The following is a 23058-nucleotide window of genomic DNA, read 5'->3' as shown; positions in this document are numbered from 1 at the left end:
CATGGAAAAAGCAAGGAAACCGAAGATTGTAGTTATCGGCGGTGGCACTGGCATTCCCGTCATTTTAAAAGGCTTAAAAAATAAAAATGTTGATTTAACTGCGCTCGTCACAGTTGCTGATGATGGCGGTAGCTCGGGGAAAATTCGGCAGCAAATGAACGTGCTTCCACCCGGTGATATTCGCAATGTCATGGTTGCTTTATCAAACGCTGATCAGCGCCTCGTTGACCTTTTTCAGTATCGCTTCAAAGTGGACGGTGATTTATCGGGTCATGTCGTAGGCAACCTCATTTTAACGGCGCTTTCTGAACTAAACGCAAACTATGTAGATGCCATTGATGTTCTTTCCAAAGTCATGCGCATTCGCGGCAAAGTCATTCCCGTAACCGACCACCCGCTTGTTTTAAAAGCAGAGATGGAAGACGGGGAAATTGTAACCGGAGAATCGATTATTCCTTTACAAGGAAAGCAAATTAAACGGGTGTTTATTGACCCAGAAGATGTGGCGCCGCTTGAAACGGCCGTAGCTGCAGTACAAGACGCAGACCTAATTGTTATCGGCCCAGGCAGCCTTTATACGAGCATCATGCCAAACTTACTCGTTAAAGGATTAGCAGAGGCTATTGTGGCATCAAAAGCAGAGAAAGTTTACATCACGAATATTTTAACTCAAATTGGTGAGACGGATTATTTTAGTGATGCGGACCATATTCAGGCGATTCACGAGCATGTGGGAACGCCATTTATTACGAAAATGTTAATTAATACTGAAAAAGTTCCGGTAGAATTGCTATTTCCGGACGATGTTCGACAAGTGACGCATAGTGACGCAGCGCTTAAAAAAATTGGCGTTGAAGAAGTGTATCATGATTTTCTTTCAACAGAAAATCGCCTTGTCCGGCATGATGGTGAAAAAGTGGCGCAAGCTCTTTTAAGCATGCTTCCCAATGATGAAAAGGAGTGAATGTTGTGTCGTTTGCCTCGGAAACAAAAAAAGAACTGACGAATATGGAAGTGACAGAAGATGAGGCGAAAGCCGAACTTGCCGCCTTCATTCGAATGAACGGTGCGATGTCATTTTCAAATGGTTTGATGGTGACGGACGTTCAAACGGAGAACGCAGCCACTGCTAGACGGATGTATCAACTCTTAAAGCGTTTATACGACGTCCCGATTGAGCTTTTAGTCAGAAAAAAAATGAAGTTAAAGAAAAATAATGTGTATATTGTTAGGCTGAAGGCGAAAACGAAGGAAATTCTTGAAGATTTATATATTTTGCAAGATAATTTTACGTTTACGAAGTCGATTGATAGGGCATTTGTAAAAAAACGGAATGCAAAACGTGCTTATTTGCGAGGGGCTTTTCTAGCAAGTGGCTCAGTGAACAATCCGGAAACGTCGTCCTATCATCTTGAAATTTTCTCGGTTTATGAGGAACATAATGAGGCGGTATGCGCGTTGCTTAATTCATTTGACTTAAATGCGCGGACGCTCGAGCGGAAAAATGGTTTCATTACGTATTTAAAAGAAGCCGAGAAAATCACGGAATTTTTGAGTATTATTGGTGCAACACAGGCGCTGCTTCACTTTGAAGACGTTCGGATTATGCGCGACATGCGAAATTCCGTCAATCGCCTTGTTAACTGTGAAACAGCAAATCTCAATAAAACAATCAATGCGGCAGTTAGACAAATCGAAAACATTAAATTTATCCGCGCTGAAGTTGGTTTAGAAGCGTTACCAGAGCGCTTGCGTGAAATTGCAGAACTGCGCATCACGCATGAAGACGTTTCGCTAAAAGAACTCGGCGAAATGCTTTCAAATGGCGCCATTTCAAAATCAGGCATTAATCATCGTTTGCGAAAAATCGACCAAATTGCCGAACGCCTGAAAAACGGGGAAACCCCTTCACAAATAGGTTTAAATGTTCAAAGTATAAAATAAAGGATGCGAATGTTGATGTCGAAATTATTTTCCAGTTACAAATTACAAGATGTTACCTTAAAGAACCGCCTTGTGATGTCGCCGATGTGCATGTACTCGGTCGATAAAGAAGACGGCATTGCAACCGATTTTCACCTTACACACTATATGAGCCGCGCCGCTGGTGGAACGGGACTCGTGATTTTGGAAGCGACTGCTGTTCAAGAAATCGGCCGCATTTCCACAAAGGATTTAGGCCTCTGGTGCGACGAGCAAATCCCAGCGCTCAAGCGGATTACAGACGGAATTCATGATCACGGAGCAAAAGCAGGAATTCAACTTGCTCATGCGGGTAGAAAAGCTGAACTTCCTGGGAAAATTGTTGCGCCGTCTGCTATCGCATTTAGTGAGAAATACAGCGAACCGAACGCGCTAACTTTAGAGCAAATAAAAGAAGTGGTGGAAGACTTTAAACGTGCGGCTTATCGTGCGGCAGAAGCCGGATTCGACGTCATCGAATTGCATGCAGCACACGGATATTTGCTACATCAATTCCTATCGCCAATTACAAATCGCCGTGAAGATGCATACGGTGGCCCTGCGGGTAACCGCTACCGCATTGTTAGTGAAATTATAAAAGCGGTGCGCGAAGTTTGGGACGGCCCGGTCATTGTACGCGTTTCAGCCTCAGACTATGCGCACGGTGGTTTAAAACCAGAAGATTACGTGCCTTTTGCAAAATGGATGAAAGCAGACGGCGTCGATTTGGTAGACGTATCAAGTGGTGGCCTAGTGCCCGTAGCACCGTCTAGCTATCCCGGCTACCAAGTGCCATTTGCCGAATTGATTCGCCGTGATGCTGGAATCGCAACAGGCGCTCTAGGTCTTATCACAAACGCCACACAGGCAGAAGAAATTTTGTGCAATGACCGCGCGGATTTAATCATCATCGGCCGCGAATTACTACGCAACCCGTATTTTGCACGCGAAGCAGCCATTGAACTTGGGGAAACAATCGATGGTCCGAGACAGTATAGTCGCGGGTGGTAAAACAAAAAATCCGAACTCGTCTGAGTTCGGATTTTTTCGTTTCATTATTTCAAATTATTCTTATTCACAACAATATCATCAATCAAGCCGTATTCTTTCGCTTGTTCCGCGTCCATGAAATTGTCACGGTCAGTGTCGCGCGCAATAACTTCAAGCGTTTGACCCGTTTTTTCGGATAAAATACGATTCATGCGATCCTTGATTTTCAAGATGTGGCGTGCTGCGATTTCGATTTCAGTAGCTTGTCCTTGGGCTCCGCCAAGAGGTTGGTGAATCATGATTTCCGTATTAGGAAGCGCAAAACGTTTGCCATCAGCTCCTGCAGCTAGTAAAAACGATCCCATCGAAGCAGCCATTCCCATACCAATTGTTTGAACATCGGATTTTACGAAGTTCATTGTGTCATAAATCGCCATTCCAGCAGAAATGCTACCACCTGGCGAATTAATGTATAGGAAAATATCTTTCTCAGGGTCTTGGGCGTCCAAGAAAAGTAGCTGCGAAACAATCGAGTTCGCAACATTGTCATCAATCGCAGAACCAAGCATAATAATACGGTCTTTTAAAAGACGGGAATAAATGTCGTAAGCACGTTCCCCGCGGCTTGTTTGTTCAATTACTGTAGGGATTAAATTCATATCAAGATTCCTCCTATAAGCCTAAAATTTAAGATGGGCATATCGCCCATTCACTGATTACATCATACAATATTGGTCAAATTAGGTCAAATGAAAGACTCTTAAAACATTTTCTTTTGATTAAAAACTTGTCAAAGTACACTGCTTCCGCTATAATTACTATTCGTACGGTAAATTTATTTGCCCTCGTGGTGCAAAGGATAGCACGTGAGATTCCGGTTCTTAAAATGGGGGTTCGATTCCCTCCGAGGGCGCTCTAAAGAAGAGTTGAAATGGCGTTGTATAGCTGTTTTGGCTCTTTTTGTTTTAAACTTTTACATTCTATTTTCATAATAGTGCGACATGAAAATCCAGCAACTTTTTTTAATGCTGACCTAAAAATAGCTTCTGTCTGAGCAATGAAAGACAAAACATGCGTCCAATTACTTGCTTATTTTGATACAGATAACTTATGATACAAACACGCAAAAGAAACTCGCTAAGATTGTGACGAATATAGAAAGATTAATTGACTTTACCTCCTTTGGAAAACTGAACGAATAATCAATTAACACGGGACTGGAATATACTCTAGTCCTTTGTTTCGTCCATTCGACCTATTTTAAAAAAGAACAAATGTTCGTATAATGGTTATTAAGAAGTTGAATAGGTGGCGACGATATGTATAGTTTATTTGAACAGGAGAAAATGATGAAAAATGAAATCATCTTTACTTTATTAAATGCAATGAATTTGAAAAAGGCGGTTTGCATCCGGTTGAAGCATGTTGACTTAGCGCTTTTTCCAAGTTTTATTGATATGCGGGAAGAAATCGTGGAATTGTATGACGAAAATGAACAGCTGAAAACATTGCTTTTAAAGCAAATTATAACTTGTTCGATAGTAAAATGAAGATTTTCCTACCCTTCTTTAAAAATCCCGTTTATAATGGAACTATTAATGAGAAAAGGTGATTAAATGGGTTTGAAAGATAGGCTTGAAAATGAGCTTTTTAGCTACGCGAAAGAAAACGCGCTTTCGATTTCTGAGATACATTTCATGTATGCTGGTCCAACAATGCGAACGCGTCATACACTTATCTTGGCTTTTACAAACGTTGGCATGTTCACCTTTCAATTTAAATTAGGTGAAGCAGAAATGCATTTTCTAGAGAAGGCCCAGTTACATAAAATTGAAATGCGTAAAAAAACGCTTGTTTATGAACTGAAAATTCAAGCGCTCACGGAAGATGGGAAGCTTGAGGAAGGCAAATATTTAGTTAGTAAGCGGGTTATTGGGCGGAAATGGCATCAAAGCACGGTACAGAAACTTTTGAGTCTCGAGGGACAAGCGCTATTTTAGAGGGAGGATTTTAATCATGAAAATTGTTGATATGCACTGTGATGTTCTTTATAAATTGCAAAAAGCCAAGGGGCGCATGACGTTTCAGGACGATGCGGAGCTGGATGTGAATTTTGAGCGCCTGCTTGCGGGAGATATTTTTTTGCAGGGATTTGCCATTTTTTTAGATCCGGAAGTGCCTGTTGAGCAAAAGTGGAAAAAAACGGTGGAGCAAGGAAATATTTTCAAGCAACACGTTTTGCATCGTGACGGCATAATAAAGCCGCTCAAAAAATGGACGGATTTGGAAACTTTGCCTGATGGGAAAATTGCGGCGGCATTAACATTAGAAGGGGTGGAGCCGATTGGTCAGGATTTAGATCGCTTGGAGCAAGTGCTAGATAACGGTGTGCTTTCGGTGGGACTAACATGGAACAATGCGAATTTAGCGGCAGATGGTATTCTTGAACCGCGTGGGGCGGGGCTCACGCAATTTGGGAAGGGAATCATTCGGCGTTTAAATGAACGAAAAGTTTTTACGGACGTTTCGCATTTAAGCGTCAAAAGTTTTTGGGATGCAATGGACGCTTCGGAATTCCCAATTGCGAGCCATTCAAACGCAAAAGCAATTTGTTCACATGTTCGTAATTTAGATGATGACCAATTGAAAGCGATGATTGCGCACGATGCGATGATTCACGTAGTTTTCCACCCGCTTTTCACAACGAATAGCGGCACTGCAGAAATGGAAGATATCGTGCGCCATATTGAGCACATTGCTGAACTAGGCGGCATTCGCAATATTGGATTTGGTTCGGATTTTGATGGGATTCCTTCGCATGTAAAAGGACTTGAACATGCTGGGCAATATCAAGATTTTATCGAAGTATTACGGCAACATTTTTCCGAAGAAGACGTGGAAGGTTTTGCTTATAAAAATTTCATGAATCATTTACCGCGATAAAGAAGCGGCCAGACAGCGACAAAAAATAAGTATAAATCCAGTAACCCCATTTTTGTAAATGGCAGTATTGCTGGATTTATACTTTAAATTGTTAAAAATTTAGTGCAAAATAAGATGAAAATATAGATGATGAAAGCGGTATAGATAATAAATTCTAACGTAGAGATTTTTTGTTTTGCCGTACTTTCATCAGGGTTTAAAATTAAAAGTAGACTTTTTAAAGCTTTTGAAGCGCAATAAACACTGGCCATGAATAGAATGGCTAGCTGGCCTTGCTTCTGACTGAAGCCGAAAATCCATGGACTAAGTAATACAAGGATGAAAAGAAGTCGAAAGTATAGTGTATGCTTAATTGACTTTAGTTGTATTTCCATGAAGCCCTCTTTTGTTATTTTAAGTATAAGTGATTCAGGCAAACGCGTCAAAGTTATTTTTTGAAAACTTTGTCTTTTAACGGTGTTTTAATCCCGTGTTATAATAATAGATGAAAAGGAGGTTTTGACATGAGATTTGAATCCAATTATGTGCAAAAGCAGCAACAAAAACAATCGATGAAGCTTGCGATGACGCAGCAACTTTCCCAATCTATTGCAATGCTACAATTTACAACGGCTGACTTAACGACTTTTTTGGAAGATAAAGCTCTGGAAAACCCTCTAATTGAAGTGGTCGCTGGCATTGATGTTGCAACAGACTACAGTTATACGAAGCGCAAAAAAAATTATGATACGGATAATGACTGGTTGGAACAAATTGCGGACAGCAAGGAAACGCTGCCTGATTTTTTGAAGAATCAAATCGCGCTTATGAAATTAAGCTACAAGGAAAAAATTGTTTTGCTGTATCTTGTGGAAAGTTTGAATGATGCCGGTTATTTAGTGACGGACATTGAAACGATTGCGAGCGGGCTTTTGATGAGCGAAGCGGATGTGCTCGCGGGTCTTGAAGTTTTACAAAGCCTAGAGCCGGCTGGTGTGGGTGCGCGTGACGCGAAGGAGTGCATTTTGTTGCAGATTGATCGTTCGATAGACGCGCCGTATATTGCGTACGATGTGATTTCAGAACATTTTACTGCTTTTGCGGAGAAAAAGTGGAAGAGCATCGCGAGCGCGCTTGATGTCCCGCTTTCAGAGATTCAGCAAGTTTCTGATTTTGTGCAGACGTTAAATCCTAAGCCAGGGTCCGAATTTGAAACGGAACGCGTGCAGTACGTTGTCCCGGATTTGATTTTGCAACAAGTTGGACAGGAGCTGTTCGTTTCAGTGGCGAAACAATTCATTCCACAAATTAGATTCCAAGAGAACTACTATAAAATGATGCGCGACACGAAGGAAAAAGATGTGCTGAACTTTTTGAAAGACAAAACTGGCGAGTATGACTGGCTTATGAAAGGCATGGAGCAGCGCGAGGATACATTAAAACGTGTCGGCAAAGCAATTGTTGCCCACCAGAAAGCTCACTTTTTAGAAAATGCCCATCTAGAGCCGCTAACCCTTAAAGAAATCGCTGAAGAAATTGGCGTCCATGAATCAACGGTTAGTCGAGCTGTGAACGGGAAATATATTGAAACAAGCCAAGGTGTGTTTGAACTAAAGTCCTTTTTTGCGTCCGGTTTACAAAAGAAGAAGGAAACGGCAACGGATACAGGAGATGTTTCAAGCGCGAGTATTAAACAGTTGATTCTTGACTTTGTAAAAGAAGAAGACAAGCGAAAACCACTTTCAGATCAGAAAATTGTTGATTTGCTTGCAGAAAAAGGGATTGAAGTTTCGCGTAGGGCGATTGCCAAATATCGGACAGAACTGCGAATTCCATCTTCTTCTAAAAGAAAACGATTTGATGAATGATAGACGAATTTTGTCCCAGTTTTAAAAATGATGGGACGAAATTTGTCTTTTTTTATGGAAACATGGCAAGGGCGCTATTTCAAATGAAGCTAGTCATAAGAAGCTCTAAGTAAAATGAAATATTTTCCTTTTGTAAAAAAATGATTGCTTTTTCATAAATGTCCCACTTATTACTTGAAGAAATTCCAAAAGGCTGTTAAAATAAATGTTGTAGGGTAATAAAGGAATGATAAAGCTTCATCATAATGCACGTAGAGCGAGAGAAGGTAAGAAAAAGAGAAAGACGTATGATTTGAAAAATTCATCCAGTCGAAAACTTAGAAACCTTTATCTCCACTTTTTTTAGTTTCAACGGGACGCTTGATGACTATGCGGGTCGAATGGTGTCCAAAAGCGAGGAGCAATTAAAATGTCAGATTTAATTAACATTCAACAAAAGCTATTACCCGACGTTTTAGCGGTCATGCAAAAACGCTATCAAATACTTCGTTCCATTTATTTTGCAGAGCCTGTTGGCAGGCGGACTCTAGCAGGAATGCTCGGCATGAGTGAACGCGTTCTTCGCGGCGAAGTTGAATTTTTGAAAGCGCAAGGACTGATTGATATTGCATCATCAGGAATGACTGTGACAAAAGAAGGGCTCATTGTTTTTCGTGATCTCGAAAGCATAATGAATCAACTATCTGGTTTACATTCTGCAGAAAATAGACTGGCGGAGCTTTTACAAATAAAGAAATGTTTAGTCGTGCAGGGAGATAGTGATATTACGCCGTGGGTACGCGAGGAAATGGGTCGTGTTGCTGTAAAACAACTTGATTTAGCATTAGTTGAAAAACGCAATGTTGTAGCTGTCATGGGTGGTTCTACAATGGCAACCTTTGCAGATACAATGCCAAGCGATTTTGCTAAAGGGCGAGAGTTGCTTTTCGTTCCTGGGCGAGGTGGAATCGGCGAAGATTTAGATAATCAAGCCAACACCATTTGCGACCGCATCGCAACAAAAACAGGTACTAAACACCGTGTTCTATACGTGCCAGAACAGTTAGGTGAAGAAGCTTATCAATCTCTTATGAAAGAACCTGCGATTCAAGAAGGTTTGCGCTTGGTGCAATCGGCAAACGCAATCGTTCATGGTATCGGTGACGCGCTTACGATGGCGAAACGCCGCCATACAAGTGATGAAGTTATCGATAAGATTACACGTCTTGAGGCAGTTGGCGAAGCATTTGGTTATTATTTCAATGAGCAAGGTGAAGTCGTACATAAAGTTTCTACATTCGGCCTGCAATTTGAAGATTTAGCCAAAATCCCGCACATCATTGTTGTTGCTGGTGGGACTTCAAAGGCGAAAGCAATTAAATCGTATATGAAAAGCGCTCCGAAAAATACGATTTTAGTCACGGACGAAGGAGCAGCAAATATGCTTTTAAATGGGAGTAAAACCCATTTGAAATAAAAAAATTTCACTTATTTTCAAGGAGGAAATAACTCATGACAGTTAAAGTTGGTATTAATGGTTTTGGACGTATTGGACGCTTAGCATTCCGTCGTATTCAAGAAGTAGAAGGAATTGAAGTAGTAGCAATCAATGACCTTACAGATGCTAAAATGTTAGCACACCTTTTAAAATATGACACAACACAAGGTACTTTCGGTAAAGATGTTGAAGTACACGATGGTTTCTTTAAAGTTAACGGAAAAGAAGTTAAAGTTTTAGCTAACCGTAACCCTGAAGAATTACCATGGGGCGACTTAGGTGTAGAAATCGTTCTTGAATGTACTGGTTTCTTCACAACACAAGAAAAAGCTGAATTACACTTAAAAGCAGGGGCTAAAAAAGTTGTTATCTCTGCTCCAGCAACTGGTAACATGAAAACTATCGTTTATAATGTTAACCATGAAACACTTGACGGAACTGAAACAGTTATCTCTGGTGCAAGTTGTACAACTAACTGCTTAGCTCCAATGGCTAAAGCTTTAGACGACAACTTTGGTATTGTTGAAGGTCTTATGACTACAATCCATGCTTACACTGGTGACCAAATGACTCTTGATGGTCCACACCCTAAAGGTGACTTCCGTCGTGCTCGTGCAGCGGCTGAAAACATCGTTCCTAACTCTACTGGTGCTGCTAAAGCAATCGGTGAAGTATTACCAAGCCTTAAAGGTAAATTAGACGGAGCTGCTCAACGTGTTCCAGTTCCAACTGGTTCCCTTACTGAACTTGTAACAGTTTTAGACAAACAAGTAACAGTTGACGAAGTAAATGCTGCAATGAAAGCTGCAAGCGATCCAGAAACATTTGGTTACACTGCTGACCAAATCGTATCTTCTGATATTAAAGGTATCACTTACGGTTCTTTATTCGATGAAACTCAAACTAAAGTTATGTCCGTTGGCGACAAACAATTAGTTAAAACTGTTTCTTGGTATGACAACGAAATGAGCTACACTGCTCAATTAGTTCGTACTTTAGAATACTTCGCTAAAATTGCAAAATAAGCCTGAATTAAATAAGTTTTAAACGAATAGGCGGAGACATGTATTTGTTTCCGCTTGTTTTCTGAAGTTATTTAGTTTTATGTTACAAACTCAAACTACACGAGCGACTGTGTATTTTGTTATTATCAGGAGGAATCCAAATGGCTAAAAAAGTAGTGACTGATTTAGACTTAAAAGACAAAAAAGTACTTGTTCGCGTTGACTTTAACGTGCCAATGAAGGACGGCAAAATCACAAACGATAATCGTATTGTAGCTGCTCTTCCAACTATTAAATATATTGGACAAGAAGGCGGAAAAGCAATTTTATTCTCCCATCTTGGAAAAGTGAAAACTGAAGAAGATAAAAAAGACAAATCCCTTCGCCCGGTTGCTGAACGTTTAAGCGAATTACTTGGCAAAGAAGTGAAATTTGTTCCTGTAACACGCGGCGCTGAACTTGAAACTGCTATTTCTAATATGAAAGACGGAGACGTTCTTTTATTTGAAAATACGCGTTTTGAGGACGTTGAAGGTAAAAAAGAAAGCGGCAACGACCCTGAGCTTGGCAAATACTGGGCATCTTTAGGCGATGTATTCGTAAACGATGCTTTTGGTACAGCTCACCGTGCGCACGCTTCTAATGTTGGAATTGCTTCTAACTTAGATTCTGCAGCTGGTTTCTTAATGGAAAAAGAAATTAAATTTATCGGTGGGGTTGTTGAAAACCCAGATCGCCCACTTGTAGCGATTTTAGGTGGCGCGAAAGTATCCGATAAAATTGGCGTTATCGAAAACTTATTAAAAGTAGCAGACAAACTTTTAATTGGTGGCGGTATGGCTTATACATTCATGAAAGCAAAAGGCTATGAAGTCGGTATTTCTCTTCTTGAAGCGGATAAAGTGGATCTTGCAAAACGTTTAATGGAAGAAGCTGGTGATAAACTTGTTCTTCCAATTGATACTGTTGTAGCGAAAGAGTTCAGCAATGATGTTCCTTTCCACACAGTTGCATCTGATGCTATTCCTGCTGACGAAGAAGGACTTGACATTGGCGAAAAAACAATCGAACTATTTGCGAAAGAGCTTGAAGGAGCGAAAACAGTTATTTGGAATGGTCCAATGGGCGTTTTCGAAATGAGCAATTTTGCAAAAGGTACAATTGGTGTTTGTGAAGCTATCGCAAACTTAAAAGATGCAACAACAATTATTGGTGGTGGTGACTCGGCAGCTGCAGCTATGCAACTTGGATTTGCTGACAAGTTCACGCACATTTCAACTGGCGGCGGTGCTTCTCTAGAATATCTAGAAGGTAAAGAACTACCAGGCGTTGCATCTATTAGCGATAAATAAAAACAAATTTTTTAGTTCGAAAGGATGTTTTTCATGCGTAAACCAATTATTGCTGGAAACTGGAAAATGAACAAAACAGCGGCTAAAGCTGCAGAATTTGTAGAAGAAGTGAAAGGGAAAGTGCCAGCTAAAAGCGCGGTTGATTCTGTAGTCGCTTCCCCAGCTTTATTCCTTCGTGACTTAACTCGTTTAGCGGAAGGAACTGATTTGCAAATTTCTGCTCAAAACTGCTATTCAGAAGATGAAGGTGCATTCACTGGAGAAACAAGTCCGTTTGCACTTGCTGATCTTGGCGTATCTTATGTGATTATCGGTCACTCTGAACGTCGTGAGTATTTCCATGAAACAGATGAAGATATTAATAAAAAAGCACATGCGATTTTCAAACGTGGCATGACACCAATCATTTGCTGTGGTGAAACACTTGACCAACGTGAAGCTGGTCAAACTGAAACTTGGGTTCGTGGTCAAATTCGTTCTGCTATTGCAGGGCTTACTGAAGAACAAGTGAAGAAAACAGTTATTGCTTATGAGCCAATCTGGGCAATCGGTACTGGTAAATCTTCTACAAGTAAAGATGCAAACGAAACTTGTGCGGTTATCCGCGCAGAAATTGCCGACGCTGTTTCTAAAGAAGCGGCAGAAGCGGTTCGCATTCAATACGGCGGAAGTGTAAAACCAGAAAATATTGCTGAATACATGGCGGAATCAGATATTGATGGCGCTCTTGTAGGGGGCGCAAGCTTAGAACCTAAATCTTTCTTAGCTTTATTGGAGGCAGTAAAATAAAATGAGTAAATCTCCTGTAGCGATTATTATCTTGGACGGATTTGGACAACGTGCTGAAACAGTTGGAAATGCTGTTGCACAAGCAAATAAACCAAATTTCGACCGTTACTGGGCTGAATTTCCGCATAGTACGTTAAAAGCTTCGGGTCTTGATGTCGGTCTTCCAGATGGACAAATGGGTAACTCAGAAGTAGGGCATACAAATATCGGTGCAGGTCGTATCGTATATCAAAGCCTAACACGTATTGATAAAGCAATTGCGGAAGGCGAGTTCCAAGAAAATAAAGCCATTAATAACGCATTTAATCATACGAAGGAAAACAATTCCGATTTGCATTTGTTCGGTTTGCTTTCTGACGGTGGTGTTCATAGTCACATTAACCATCTTGTTGCACTACTTGAAACAGCGAAAGCGAAAGGTGTTCCAAACACATATATCCACGCTTTCCTAGATGGTCGTGACGTGGCGCCACAGTCTGCTGTTGAGTATTTAAAAGAACTTCAAACAGCTATTCAAAAACTTGGATATGGTGAGATTGCGACTGTATCTGGACGCTTTTACGCGATGGATCGCGACAAGCGCTGGGAACGTGTTGATAAAGCCTATAAAGCGCTTGTGTACGGTGAAGGTGAAAAATTTGCGGATCCAATTAAATTAGTTGAAACTTCTTATGAAAATGGGAAAAACGACGAATTTGTTGTGCCGGCAATTATTGCGAAAGACGGCGAAGCTACTGCGACGGTGAAAGATAATGATGCAGTCATCTTCTTTAACTTCCGTCCAGACCGTGCTATCCAACTTTCAAATGCCTTTACAGACAAAGAATGGGAACATTTTGAACGTGGGGAGAAACATCCTAAAAACGTGAAATTTGTGACGATGACTTTGTATAATCCAAGTATTGACGCTGAAGTAGCTTTCGAGCCAATTGAAATGAAAAACGTAATTGGGGAAGTATTATCTGATGCCGGCTTATCGCAACTGCGAATTGCTGAAACGGAAAAATACCCACATGTTACATTCTTTATGAATGGCGGAAGAAATGAAGAATTTCCAGGCGAAAATCGGATTTTAATCAACTCACCAAAAGTTGAAACTTATGATTTAAAACCAGAGATGAGTGCTTATGAAGTAACAGACGCACTTGTTCAAGATATTAAAGACGACAAGCACGATGCGATTATTTTAAACTTCGCGAATCCGGACATGGTTGGTCACTCTGGTATGCTTGAGCCAACAATTAAAGCGATTGAAGCGGTGGATGAAAATCTAGGTCGTGTAGTTGATTTGATTTTAGAAAAAGGTGGTTCTGCTGTTATTTTCGCGGATCACGGAAACTCTGAAACGATGTCGACTCCAGAAGGAAAACCGCATACTGCGCATACGACAGTTCCGGTTCCGGTCATCGTAACGAAAAAAGGTGCAACATTACGCGCTGACGGCCGTTTGGCGGATGTGGCACCAACTATGCTTGATTTATTAGGCGTAGAAAAGCCAGTTGAAATGACTGGTGAAAGTTTAATTGAGAAATAAAACAGTTTTTACTTTTGTTTTTACTAAAACAAAGCTACAATAAAAATGTAATTTAAAATGTGGGATTGGACGAGTTGAGAGAATTCCAATATGTGTGTGGTGGAGTTGCTTTGTTCGAAGGGGCTTTTGGGGATTGTGATTTTGGAAGGCACTTTGTTCGAAGGGGCTTTTGAGGATTGTGATTTTGGAAGGTACTTTGTTCGAAGGGGCTTTTGAGGATTGTGGTTCTGGAAAGTACTTTGTTCGAAGAGTCTTTTGAGGATTACATGTTCGCTTTGCTCACATGCATATTGGGACTCTAACTCACTTTGTTCGAAGAGTCCCAACAAAGGAGAAGATATTAATGTCTATTATTACTGAAGTATATGCTCGCGAAGTTCTTGATTCTCGTGGTAATCCAACTGTTGAGGTAGAAGTTTATACAGAAGCTGGTGCTTTTGGTCGTGCGCTTGTTCCAAGTGGTGCGTCTACTGGTGAATACGAAGCTGTAGAATTACGTGATGGCGATAAAGGTCGTTACCTTGGTAAAGGTGTTTTGAAAGCTGTTGAAAACGTAAATGATATTATTTCTGATAAAATTATCGGTTTTGATGTTACTGATCAAATTGGTATTGATAAAGCGATGATCGACTTAGATGGTACACCGAACAAAGGTAAATTAGGCGCTAATGCTATCCTTGGTGTTTCTTTAGCTGCTGCTCGTGCTGCTGCTGACGAATTAGGCGTACATTTATACGAATACATTGGTGGAACGAACGCGAAAGTTCTTCCAGTTCCAATGATGAACATTTTAAACGGCGGCGAACATGCTGATAACAATGTTGATATTCAAGAATTTATGGTTATGCCAGTAGGTGCTGCTAACTTTAAAGAAGCTTTACGTATGGGTGCTGAAATTGTGCACGCGCTTAAAGGTGTTCTTAAAGGTAAAGGTCTTAACACTGGTGTTGGCGATGAAGGTGGTTTCGCGCCAAACTTAGAATCTAATGAAGAAGCAATTGAAGCGATTATCGAAGCAATTGAAGCTGCTGGTTACAAACCAGGCGAACAAGTTAGAATCGCAATGGATGCTGCATCTTCTGAGTTCTATAACCGTGAATCTGGTAAATATGAACTTAAAGGTGAAGGCGTAACACGTACTTCTGAAGAAATGGTAGCTTGGTATGAAGAAATGATTAACAAATACCCTATCATCTCTATTGAAGATGGCTTAGATGAAAACGACTGGGATGGTTTCAAACTTCTTACAGAACGTATTGGTTCTAAAGTACAATTAGTTGGTGACGATTTATTCGTAACAAACACTGAAAAATTAGAGCAAGGGATCGAAAAAGGTATCGCGAACTCTATCCTTATCAAAGTTAACCAAATTGGTACTTTAACTGAAACTTTAGATGCGATTGAAATGGCTAAACAAGCTGGATACACTGCAGTTGTTTCTCACCGTTCTGGTGAAACTGAAGACTCCACAATTGCTGATATCGCAGTTGCAACAAATGCTGGTCAAATTAAAACTGGTGCGCCAGTTCGTACTGACCGTGTTGCGAAATACAACCAATTATTACGTATTGAAGATAACCTTCAAGATCTTGCGGAATACCGTGGTCTTAAAGCATTCTACAACTTGAAAAAATAATTGAATTCTGAGCTCGGTGAGCGATGCGGAAACGCATGGCTCGCCGGGCTTTTTTTATTGTGGGATTTTAGGCGGAGAAGGGGGTGTTTTGTGGGATTTTTAACTTTGTTTTAGTCAGGAAAAAGCAGTAGATTTTTAGGGTTGACAGTTGCCAAACTTCGCGTTATGATAGGTCTATTGTAATTCACAAAACCTTTATTTTAAGGGTAGGAGGACTGCTGAAAAATGAGTGCGGATCGTAGCTTTATGTTAAAAGCGGGAAATCGTGCTGTTTTACTCTTGCATGGCTTTGCAGGGACTACAGAAGATGTCAAAAGTTTAGGAGAATATTTAGCTGAAAATGAGTATACGGTGTATGCTCCGAATTTCCGTGGACACGGAGATGAGCCAGCGTTATTCTTGAAAACGACGCCTGAAATGTGGTACGAAGATGCTGTTTCTGGGTATAAGTTTTTGGAAAAAGAAGGATACCATGAAATTGCGATTATTGGTGTTGCGATGGGTGGCGTGTTTGCGCTTAAAATGGCGGAATCATTTTCACCGAAAGCGATTGTACCTTTATGTGCGAACGTTAATCGCAAAATGCGCTATATTCCAGTAGAGAAATATTTGCTAAAACAACTTGCAAAAGAAGGTTTTGAAGCGGCGTCTGCGGAAGCGATGCTAAAAAGCTATGAACCGGAAATTAAAAAGATGGCAGACGCACGTTCTGATTTTTATAAATTTGTGGCGGATAATATTGAAAAAATCCATGTGCCAACAATGATTGGGCAAGGTTGCCAAGATGAGGAAATTGACGCGGATAACGCGAATTATATTTTCAAAAATATTCATACGGCGGAAAAACAACTTTGTTTTTATCAAGGAAGTGGTCACGATATTGTGAACGACTGTGAACGCGACATTCTAGAAGAAGATTTGCTTTATTTCTTGGATGATTTAAACTGGTTGGAAGAAAAAGTTGTATGATGTGATGAACACTGACGAGTACCTACTTGTTGGTGTTTTTTTATAAATTAGGAGGAGTTTTATGAAGACGATACTTTTTCAAGGTGACAGTATTACGGATGCGGGACGGAATCGCGCGGATAGTGGGAGTTTAGGCGAGGGTTATGTGGCCATGATTTCGCGAATGCTGCCTGAATTTCGGGTGATTAATCGTGGTGTTTCTGGTGATTTAACGACGGATATGCGTGCGCGCTGGCAACAAGACGCAATTAGGCTTGCGCCGGATTATTTGTCGATTTTAATTGGGGTTAACGATACTTGGCGGAGCTTTTCGGAATGGCGGGATACTTCGACTAGCGCGTTCAAAGCGGTGTATGCAGATGTTTTGGAGGACGCTACTCAAAATACGGAGGCGAAGCTAATTTTAATGGAGCCGTTTGTATTGCCAATTCCGGCGGATAGGAAAGACTGGCGGGCTGACTTGGATCCGAAAATTCATGCTGTGCGGGAGCTTGCTGATGAGTACGGGGCGTTGTATGTGCCGCTTGATGGGATGTTAAACGCAGCGGGGATCGCGCAAGGATATGCTGAAATTGCGCCTGACGGGGTTCACCCGACAAAAAGAGGACACGAGTTGATTGCGGAAGCTTGGTGTTGGTCTTTTGCTAGCTTTACAAAAAAATAAAAAAATGCTATATTAAAGGTCATGCGATGAGCCTTATGCAGCGTGATTTTTAGCTGCCGAGTGTTTTCTGCATTTATGGGTTTGTGGAGACCCGCAGAAAACCGCATTATGTCTCGTAAAGACAGGAGCACCCGTTTATTAAAGCGGGTGTTTTTTTTGTGTATATTCGGCGCTAAAAGTCTCATTTTTTGTGAAAAACGTCACAATTTGTCTACAGCATTTAGGTGTCATTATTGGTATGTTAATTAGGTTGATTAAATATTACGGAGGTTAATTAAATGAAAAAAATGTTGTTAGTTCCAGCTACAATGCTTGTGGCCGTGGCGTTTCTTACGGGTTGTTCGAATGATACAGAGCCAAAAGCGAGCGAAAAAGTGGTGAAGAAAGAATCAAGTGACCATATCGATTATAAAAATCAAAAGGATTGGAAATTTGAGTCTGGGGATTCGCAGTCACCAATTAATATTGAAACTGCTAAAACCGAGCCGATGAAAGATTCTGGAGAAATTGAGCTTGATTATTCAGATGCTGTAGTAGATGAGGTGGATAACGGGCATAGCATTCAAGTTGATGATACGGGTACGGCGAAGATTAACGGGCGTAACTTTGAACTTAGTCAGTTCCATTTCCACGCAAAAAGTGAGCACACGCTGAATGGGGAGCATTATCCGATTGAAGCGCATTTTGTCAACCAGTCGCAAGATGGACGAATCGCCGTAATTGGTGTGTTCTTTAAAGAGGGTAAGGAAAACGCAGGTTTTAATACGGTGCTTGCGAATATTAAAAAAGGTGAAAAAGTAAAAGTTGGAGATACGATTAATGTGGCAAGTATGCTTCCAGAAAATAAAAGTTACTATCATTATTTAGGATCGCTTACAACTCCTCCTCTTTCAGAAAATGTGGAATGGTATGTGATGGCAAATCCCGTAGAAGTTTCAAGTGAACAAATTAAGGAGTTTGACCGATATTATGAGGCAAACAATAGGGAAATTCAAAAGCTTAACGGTCGTACAGTGTTAGAACATAAAGAATAGAAGGAAAAGGCAGCTTTTTAGTAGGGGTTAAAAAGAGCTGCTTTTTCCTTTTCGCTTCGGACAAAATTGCGCTGTGCTTCAATAATTTCGGCGGCCATTGGGGAGCTGTAAACATCCAATTTTTGCTCAACACCCTTTAAATTTTGTTGTAATAGTGCTATTTCTTCTAAAACTTTATCACGATGATCAGAAAGTAATTTTTTTCGCGAAGCAATCGATTCAGTTCCGACCATACAGTATGAAATGTAAGTCCGAATATCTTTGATTGACATTCCAGTCGCTTTTAGACAACAAATTGTGTGGATGAACTGTAAGTCCGATTCCGTAAACTCTCGGTAGCCAGATTTATTTTTTGAAACAAATGGCAGTAATCCTTGTTTATCATAGTAACGAATTGTATAGATACTTAAATTAAACATTTCAGAGACTTCTTTAATTGTATAAGTCATAGTTCCTCCTAAAAATAAACGCTTGCTCTAGACTATGGTCTAGGGTTTATTCTAATAATAGCTTAAAAAGTTATTTTAGTAAATAAAGATGATATTTGGAGGAATTGGCATGAAAAATAAAGTTTTAGTAACTGGTGGAACAGGTTTTATGAGTATGCAAATTATTTTACAATTATTGCAGCAAGGATATAATGTAAAAACCACTGTTCGCAATCTTAATAGTAAAGAAAGAGTTTTAGATACTTTGCTAGAGCATGGTGTGGGTGTGGACACGCTTGAATTTGTTGAAGCTGATTTAACTAGCGACAAAAACTGGGAAGACAATATGAAAGATTGTGAATATGTACTAAGTGTTGCATCGCCTGTTTTTTTCGATATACCTAAAAATGAAGAGGAGGCAATTCGGCCAGCGATTGAAGGAGTCTTACGTATTTTAAAGGCTGCACATAAATCAGGTGTAAGACGTGTTGTAATGACATCTAATTTCGGAGCTGTAGGTTTTAGTAATAAGGATTTAAATTCGACAACTACAGAAGAAAATTGGACGAACGAACATGAGGCAGGGCTTTCAATTTATGAAAAATCTAAGCTTTTGGCAGAAAAAGCAGCTTGGGAGTTTGCTAATGAGAATCCGAATTTAGAACTAGTGACAATTAATCCGGTAGCCGTTTTTGGACCTGCGTTAGATAGTCACGTCTCGGGGAGTTTTGGTTTGCTTAAAATGCTACTAGACCCAAAAGTAAAAAAAGTTCCCAATATACCGCTTAATGTGGTAGATGTTCGTGATGTGGCTAGCATGCATATTCGTGCTATGACAACGAAAGATGCGGCAATGCAACGGTTTATTGCTTCGGCAGACGGAGAAATTTCCATGCTAGAAATAGCTAAACTACTAAAAAAAGCACGACCAGAGTTAGCAGACAAAGTAACGACAAGAACCATTCCTAATTGGTTCATAAAAATTGGTGCGAGGTTTAACCGTCAAGCGAAAGAAGGGTTGTTACTTTTAGAGATGAACCGGAAAATCAGTAATGCCAAGGCGAAAGAAGTCTTAGGTTGGGAGCAACTTGCAACGAAGGAAGAGGCCGTTCTTTCGGCAATAGATAGTTTGAAAAAATACAATTTAATTTAAAAAGAACGGAAAATCAGTTTGTTGATTTTCCGTTCTTAGTTTTATCTTCCGTCGCCGAATTCCCAGTCCATAACGGAATCCACTTCATCAAACGTAATCATAACATCGGCTACGTGTGGAATGGTGGCGACAGAATCTTCAATACGTTCGCGAATTTGGTCGATTTCAGCAAGCGTGAGCGAGGAGTCAAGTTCAACCTCAGCATCGACATGGAAAGAATCTCCCTCTTTTAAAACAGTTAAAACTTGGATATCTTTCACATCAGGGTCGGTCATAATAAGCTGCCCAATTTGGAGGTGCATGCCTTCGTCGGACTCTCCAATCGCACCAGCAGCGTTGTCTAGGAACACTTCGCCAACCACGATAAACATCATTAGGCCAATTAAAATCGAAGCAATTCCTTCTGCTTGATGGAATGGTGTATAATGGGAAATCACAACAGCAAGGGCAGCCAAAAGCCCACCGCCAGTTGCAACAGAATCTTCCATAAAAACAAGCTTAGTAGCGGCTTTCGCTGACTTTAAATTTTTCATCGCAGCAGGGAAAAGTTTGAATCCTTTCGCTTGAACGCCCGTCTCATGCGTAATTTCGCGCATCGCCTTCACGAGGACAGTCGCTTCTAAAAGCGTACAAGTAAGTAAAACAATTAGGTTGATTAAAAAACCAGTCGATTCACTGGGGTGGATTATATGGGTGATGCCTTCTTTAATGGTTTCGTACGCCATGATGCCAACGACAAGGACAGCGCCGAGTAAAACTAAATTGACGACACGGCCAAAGCCTTTTGGAAAGCGTTTCGTCGGGCGTTTTTTACTAAGAGCAGATCCTGTGAAAACAAAAAGCTGGTTGGCAGCATCGCCTAAACTATGTAGCGTTTCAGCGAACATCGCCACATTGCCAGTAAACATATAAGTTATGCCTTTTACGAGTGAAACGACTGCATTTACAATTGCCGCCATCAGTGCCGATTTATTTCCGTGTTTTAATAGCTGAAAAAATTCTTTCAAATTGTCTCCTTCTTTCGGATAAGTTGTCTTTCATTATTTTAGCATGAAACATGGTGCGATAATAGCAAAACAAATACGATTTGACTATTTTTGACCAATGTGTTATTATTTTGTTAGTTACTTACTAAGGGTAACCAGTTAGAGGAGGGATCACATGAAAGAATTATTAGCAAAAATCAATCATTACGGGGCAAAACAAAAAAGCGAAGGGCTTACGGCAGCTGAAAAAGCGCATCAAGCAGAACTTCGCAAAGAATATTGCCAAATGATTCGCGGGACGCTTCAAGATAATTTACATCATGTGACCATTGTAGATCCATTAGGCGACGATGTAACACCGAATCGATTAAAAGAAATTAAAGCGGATTTAAAAAAATAAATGAAGCAAAGGGCATACCGATTTATCATAGAACGGGTATGCCTTTTTCTATATTAAATGAATATGGTTGCGACAACCCAACTTGTTTTATATAATATTAAGTGTCAAATTAGTTTGCTGGAAGGGGATAAGAATGTCAAATGAAATGAGGCTTTTTTCTGTAACAAATGAACGGCCGCTTGCGGTTAAAGTTTCAAAAGCACTAGGCGTGCCGCTTTGTGAGATTGAGTTGCAAAAATTTAGTGATGGCGAAGTTAAAATCAACATCGGAGAAAGCGTTCGCGGAACCAATTGTTATGTACTCCAGTCGGCGAATAGCAATGTAAATGAACGCCTTATAGAAATGCTTATTATGATTGATGCATTAAAACGTGCTTCAGCGCATTCGATAACCGTTATTATGCCCTATTATCCTTATGCTAGGCAGGACAGAAAAGCACGAAGCAGAGAGCCGATAACGGCCAAATTAATCGCTAATTTACTGCAACAGGCTGGTGCAACAAGACTTATTTCAGTTGACTTACATGCTGCACAAATCCAAGGTTTCTTCAATATCCCAATCGATCACATTTCGGCTGTACCACTTTTAACCGCGCATTTGGTTGAAAAATATGGAAACGACGATGTGGTGATTGTGGCGCCAGACCACAGCGGAGTTGTTCGTGCTCGCCGAGTGGCCGACAAAATGAATGCGCCAATCGCGATTTTAAACCGAAAACCGCGTCCAGACGAACGTGAAATTTCAAGTATAATCGGCGATGTAGCCGGCAAGCTTGCCATTGTCGTAGACGACATTATTGATACCGGATACCGAGCAACTACTTCCGCTGAAAAATTGCTTGAAAATGGCGCTACAGGAGTTGTAACTTGTGCCACTCATGCTGTTTTAGCAGGAGACGCAGCAGAACGGCTTGCTAGTTCGCCGATACAAGAACTTGTGTTAACAGATGCCATTGATATTCCAGAAGAAAAATGGCAAGATAAAATGACATTGATTACAATTGGTGAGATATTAGCAAGGGCGATTTCAGGCGTGCAAGAAAATCGCTCGCTTCATCCGCTTTTTTAGATTAAAAGGAGTTGGCGTAAGATGATAGACATTCATTGCCATATATTACATGGAATTGATGATGGCCCTAAACGTATAGAAGTGAGCTTGGAAATGGCTAGGCAAGCTGTAGAACAAGGTTTCAATGACATAATTGCAACGCCCCATCATCTAAAAGGAAAATTTGTTAATCCAGGCGATGCAGTCAAGGCGCAAGTGGAAGCGTTCAATGAGATTCTTTTTGCGGAGCGAATCCCGCTAACCGTTCACCCAGGTCAGGAAGTCCGCATTCACGGTGAAATGCTTGAAGGGCTATCAGACGGTTCGGTGCTAACACTTGGCGGAACGAAGTATATCCTAATCGAATTCCCGACAGACTCCATCCCCCTTTTCACCCAAGAGTTGTTTTTTAATTTACAAATGAAAGGCTATATACCAATTATTGCGCATCCCGAGAGAAATCGGGAGGTCATGCGTGATTTAGAAAGTTTGTATGAGCTGGTTGATGCGGGGGCGTTTGCGCAGTTAACGTGGGGTTCTTATATGGGAGCGATAGATAAAAGTATTAAGAAGCTGAGCGACCAGTTGATAAAAGCTAATCTCGTGCACTTTATTGCAACAGATGCGCATTCATATGCGGGACGTTCGCTGGATATGCGAGATGGGCTCCAAAAACTTCGTCGAATAGAGGGTCGAGAAAAAAGCAATTACTTTTTAAATAACGCGAAAGCGCTCTTGAATGATAAAGTATTCAATCCTTATGATCCAATTGAGCTAAAGAAACGATTTTTCTTCTTTTGATAGTTCTTGCCTGCGCATGAATGACATGCTGACAGAATGCA

At 40.6% G+C, this 23058-nt stretch carries 23 protein-coding genes and 1 tRNA gene; 21 read left to right on the top strand and 3 right to left on the bottom strand.

The genetic code is table 11. The features are described 5' to 3' along the window. Position 1: 1 nt before the first annotated feature. From yvcK to namA, 3 genes are read left to right on the top strand one after another with little or no spacing between them, the layout of a single operon-like run. Entirely contained in the window at positions 2-964 is a 963-nt protein-coding gene (gene yvcK / locus BN1609_RS07695; protein ID WP_088809770.1) for a YvcK family protein, read from the top strand. A gap of 5 nt (positions 965-969) precedes the next feature. Then, complete coding sequence (gene whiA, locus BN1609_RS07690) at positions 970-1944, top strand: DNA-binding protein WhiA (RefSeq protein WP_088809771.1); 975 nt, start codon at positions 970-972, stop codon at positions 1942-1944. 15 nt (positions 1945-1959) lie between these two features. Next, the gene (namA, locus tag BN1609_RS07685) at positions 1960-2973 is read left to right on the top strand and encodes an NADPH dehydrogenase NamA (RefSeq protein WP_088809772.1); all 1014 of its coding nucleotides are present in this window, start codon (positions 1960-1962) and stop codon (positions 2971-2973) included. A 44-nt stretch (positions 2974-3017) separates the two neighbouring features. Here the strand turns inward: namA and clpP are convergent, their stop codons facing one another. Further along, a complete protein-coding gene (gene clpP, locus BN1609_RS07680) occupies positions 3018-3611 on the bottom strand; it encodes an ATP-dependent Clp endopeptidase proteolytic subunit ClpP (RefSeq protein WP_088809773.1) in 594 nt (197 codons plus the stop codon). A gap of 182 nt (positions 3612-3793) precedes the next feature. On the opposite strand from clpP, the gene BN1609_RS07675 reads away from it, so the two are divergent. From BN1609_RS07675 to BN1609_RS07605, 14 genes are all read left to right on the top strand, one after another. Continuing rightward, positions 3794-3865, top strand: a tRNA-Arg gene (locus BN1609_RS07675). A 406-nt stretch (positions 3866-4271) separates the two neighbouring features. Next, entirely contained in the window at positions 4272-4502 is a 231-nt protein-coding gene (locus tag BN1609_RS07670) for a hypothetical protein (RefSeq protein ID WP_088809774.1), read from the top strand. Positions 4503-4568: 66 nt separating this feature from the next. Further along, positions 4569-4952, top strand: a complete 384-nt coding sequence (locus BN1609_RS07665) for a hypothetical protein (RefSeq protein WP_088838988.1) — start codon at positions 4569-4571, stop codon at positions 4950-4952. A gap of 16 nt (positions 4953-4968) precedes the next feature. Beyond that, positions 4969-5895, top strand: coding sequence for a dipeptidase (locus BN1609_RS07660; protein WP_088809776.1), 927 nt, complete (start codon positions 4969-4971; stop codon positions 5893-5895). 503 nt (positions 5896-6398) lie between these two features. After that, a complete protein-coding gene (rpoN, locus tag BN1609_RS07650; protein ID WP_088815755.1) occupies positions 6399-7742 on the top strand; it encodes an RNA polymerase factor sigma-54 in 1344 nt (447 codons plus the stop codon). 409 nt (positions 7743-8151) lie between these two features. Beyond that, the gene (locus tag BN1609_RS07645) at positions 8152-9198 is read left to right on the top strand and encodes a sugar-binding transcriptional regulator (protein WP_088809779.1); all 1047 of its coding nucleotides are present in this window, start codon (positions 8152-8154) and stop codon (positions 9196-9198) included. A gap of 35 nt (positions 9199-9233) precedes the next feature. Continuing rightward, a complete protein-coding gene (gene gap / locus BN1609_RS07640) occupies positions 9234-10244 on the top strand; it encodes a type I glyceraldehyde-3-phosphate dehydrogenase (RefSeq protein ID WP_088809780.1) in 1011 nt (336 codons plus the stop codon). A 140-nt stretch (positions 10245-10384) separates the two neighbouring features. After that, positions 10385-11575, top strand: a complete 1191-nt coding sequence (pgk, locus tag BN1609_RS07635) for a phosphoglycerate kinase (protein WP_088809781.1) — start codon at positions 10385-10387, stop codon at positions 11573-11575. 33 nt (positions 11576-11608) lie between these two features. Next, on the top strand, positions 11609-12364 hold the full coding sequence (gene tpiA, locus BN1609_RS07630) for a triose-phosphate isomerase (protein WP_088809782.1): 756 nt from the start codon (positions 11609-11611) through the stop codon (positions 12362-12364). Position 12365: 1 nt separating this feature from the next. Continuing rightward, a complete protein-coding gene (gene gpmI / locus BN1609_RS07625; protein WP_088809783.1) occupies positions 12366-13898 on the top strand; it encodes a 2,3-bisphosphoglycerate-independent phosphoglycerate mutase in 1533 nt (510 codons plus the stop codon). 343 nt (positions 13899-14241) lie between these two features. Continuing rightward, complete coding sequence (gene eno / locus BN1609_RS07620; RefSeq protein ID WP_088809784.1) at positions 14242-15534, top strand: phosphopyruvate hydratase; 1293 nt, start codon at positions 14242-14244, stop codon at positions 15532-15534. A 225-nt stretch (positions 15535-15759) separates the two neighbouring features. Beyond that, on the top strand, positions 15760-16503 hold the full coding sequence (locus BN1609_RS07615; protein WP_088809785.1) for a carboxylesterase: 744 nt from the start codon (positions 15760-15762) through the stop codon (positions 16501-16503). A 61-nt stretch (positions 16504-16564) separates the two neighbouring features. Next, a complete protein-coding gene (locus BN1609_RS07610) occupies positions 16565-17167 on the top strand; it encodes an SGNH/GDSL hydrolase family protein (protein ID WP_088840720.1) in 603 nt (200 codons plus the stop codon). Between the two features lie 278 nt (positions 17168-17445). After that, on the top strand, positions 17446-18201 hold the full coding sequence (locus BN1609_RS07605; RefSeq protein WP_088840719.1) for a carbonic anhydrase: 756 nt from the start codon (positions 17446-17448) through the stop codon (positions 18199-18201). Positions 18202-18218: 17 nt separating this feature from the next. Here the strand turns inward: BN1609_RS07605 and BN1609_RS07600 are convergent, their stop codons facing one another. Further along, entirely contained in the window at positions 18219-18650 is a 432-nt protein-coding gene (locus BN1609_RS07600; protein ID WP_088809788.1) for a MerR family transcriptional regulator, read from the bottom strand. A gap of 109 nt (positions 18651-18759) precedes the next feature. Between BN1609_RS07600 and BN1609_RS07595 the strand changes: the two genes are divergently transcribed. Next, positions 18760-19782, top strand: coding sequence for an aldehyde reductase (locus BN1609_RS07595; protein ID WP_088809789.1), 1023 nt, complete (start codon positions 18760-18762; stop codon positions 19780-19782). 41 nt (positions 19783-19823) lie between these two features. Here BN1609_RS07595 and BN1609_RS07590 read toward each other — a convergent pair whose 3' ends face one another. Then, entirely contained in the window at positions 19824-20789 is a 966-nt protein-coding gene (locus BN1609_RS07590) for a cation diffusion facilitator family transporter (protein WP_088815750.1), read from the bottom strand. Between the two features lie 154 nt (positions 20790-20943). On the opposite strand from BN1609_RS07590, the gene BN1609_RS07585 reads away from it, so the two are divergent. From BN1609_RS07585 to BN1609_RS07575, 3 genes are all read left to right on the top strand, one after another. Beyond that, positions 20944-21168 carry a DUF896 domain-containing protein gene (locus tag BN1609_RS07585; RefSeq protein WP_088809791.1) on the top strand — a complete coding sequence of 75 codons (225 nt, stop codon included), beginning with the start codon at positions 20944-20946 and terminating at the stop codon, positions 21166-21168. A 133-nt stretch (positions 21169-21301) separates the two neighbouring features. Continuing rightward, positions 21302-22237: a ribose-phosphate pyrophosphokinase gene (locus tag BN1609_RS07580; protein WP_088809792.1), complete on the top strand. Its 936-nt coding sequence runs from the start codon at positions 21302-21304 to the stop codon at positions 22235-22237. A 21-nt stretch (positions 22238-22258) separates the two neighbouring features. Next, on the top strand, positions 22259-23017 hold the full coding sequence (locus BN1609_RS07575) for a tyrosine-protein phosphatase (RefSeq protein WP_088809793.1): 759 nt from the start codon (positions 22259-22261) through the stop codon (positions 23015-23017). Positions 23018-23058 lie beyond the last annotated feature (41 nt).

The organism is Listeria sp. ILCC797 (assembly GCF_900186185.1).
In the GTDB taxonomy this organism is placed as follows: Bacteria; Bacillota; Bacilli; order Lactobacillales; family Listeriaceae; genus Listeria; species Listeria goaensis.
This window is presented reverse-complemented; position numbering and strand designations above follow the sequence as displayed.